Genomic DNA, 1,858 nt, shown 5'->3' with positions numbered 1-1,858 from the left:
GTGAGGATCTTTTTGACGTACTGTTCAAGCATCGGAAAGCATCACTGGGCGGGTTGGGCAGGGCCAAGGAGTCTAACCCAGCGTTTGGCCGGGCGACCACACGAAAACCGAGGTTTTGTTGGGTTATACTCGCGCCCCTCTTTACTCCCCGCCCGTTCCGGAGCCCGCATGACCCAGGATCAACTCAAACAGGCAGTGGCCCAGGCCGCCGTCGATTTAATCCTTCCTAAACTCGACGATAAAAGCATCGTCGGTGTCGGCACCGGTTCCACCGCCAACTGCTTTATCGATGCGCTGGCCCTGCACAAGGGCGCGTTCGACGGCGCGGTTGCCAGCTCCGAAGCCACCGCTGCGCGGCTCAAGGGCCACGGTATTCCGGTGTACGAGCTGAACACCGTCAGCGACCTGGAGTTCTATGTCGACGGCGCCGATGAAAGCGACGCACACCTGAACCTGATCAAGGGCGGCGGCGCAGCCCTGACCCGCGAGAAGATCGTTGCGGCCGTGGCCAAGACCTTCATCTGCATCGCCGACGCCAGCAAACTGGTGCCGGTACTCGGCGCGTTCCCGCTGCCGGTGGAAGTGATCCCGATGGCCCGCAGCCACGTGGCCCGCGAGCTGGTGAAACTGGGCGGCGACCCGGTGTACCGCGAAGGTGTGCTGACCGACAACGGCAACATCATCATCGACGTGTTCAACATGCAGATCACCAACCCGGTGGAACTGGAGCGCCAGATCAACGCGATCGTCGGCGTCGTCACCAACGGTTTGTTTGCGGCCCGTCCGGCTGACGTACTGCTGCTGGGCACCGCGGAAGGCGTAAAAACCCTTAAGGCGTAATGCAAAACCCGTGTGGGAGCGGGCTTGCTCGCTCCCACATTTGTTCTGCACATGACTCAAGACTTGGTTTTTTTGAATACATAGAAAAGATTGGGCTCACTGACCATGTACAACGTGCCGTCGTTGTCCATGGCGATCCCCTCGGCCTGAGGCACGCGCTGCTTCAGGCCATGGCGCCCCTTGAGCAGCGACAGGCTGCTCAGGGGGCGACCGTCGATATCCAGTTCCAGCACCAAAAATGACTCATCCGACAGCGCCAGCAGATGACCGCTACGCTCGTCGTATTGCAGGCTCGACAGGTCGCGCACAAACAACCCGGCATCGCGCTTGGGGTTGTTGATCACGTGCACCGAGTAGGTTTTTTCCGGTTTGAAATGCGGAAAGCCGTGGACCTCGTAGATCAGCATCGGGTCGCGTTCCTTGGCCACAAACAGGCGCTTGCCCACCGAGTCATAGGCCAGGCCTTCGAAGCCCTTGTTGCCGCCCAGGTGCACGCCGAGGGTCATTTGCTCGGCGTCGGCGGCATCGAGGAATTGGGTGTCGTCATCCACGTGGACCTTGATCAGCCGCTGCTGGCGTTCGTCGCTGATCACGTAGGTGTTGTCGCTGATGTACTCCACGGCCTCGGCATCGCCAAACCCCACCAGCGCAATGCGCCGCAGGATTTTGCCGTCCAGGGACAGTTCGACCAGCTCAGCGTTCTTGTTGGTCACGGTAAACAGGCTGTTGCGCACCGGATCAAAGGTCAGTGCCGAGACATCATCGTTGAGGCCGTCGATCACCTGCGCCTCCAGGGCCACCCGGTAATCCCCAAGGCCAATGGAGTGCTCCCCGGCGGGATTGCGCCAGGATTGCCAGTTGAACCAGGCACGCTCGAACAGGCGCAATTGCTGGGCAACCACACCGCACGCCACCAGGGCGATCAGGATCAGGATAAAAAAAGCAGGTTTGGGGCGGGCAAGTCGACGCATCGGGCGGGGCTCAGAGTAAACACTGGCGAATGAATATCATGGTCGCC

General features: G+C 60.4%; 2 protein-coding genes. One reads left to right on the top strand and one right to left on the bottom strand.

Translation table 11 applies throughout. From position 1 onward, the window contains the following. Positions 1–168 precede the first annotated feature (168 nt). Positions 169–840, top strand: coding sequence for a ribose-5-phosphate isomerase RpiA (rpiA, locus tag HX786_RS31525; RefSeq protein WP_003213836.1), 672 nt, complete (start codon positions 169–171; stop codon positions 838–840). Between the two features lie 56 nt (positions 841–896). On the opposite strand, the gene HX786_RS31520 is transcribed toward rpiA, so the two are convergent. After that, positions 897–1,811, bottom strand: coding sequence for an SdiA-regulated domain-containing protein (locus tag HX786_RS31520; RefSeq protein WP_003213837.1), 915 nt, complete (start codon positions 1,809–1,811; stop codon positions 897–899). Between the last annotated feature and the right edge of the window lie 47 nt (positions 1,812–1,858).

The sequence above is a fragment of the Pseudomonas sp. 21615526 genome (assembly GCF_013386245.1).
GTDB lineage: Bacteria > Pseudomonadota > Gammaproteobacteria > Pseudomonadales > Pseudomonadaceae > Aquipseudomonas.
This window is presented reverse-complemented; position numbering and strand designations above follow the sequence as displayed.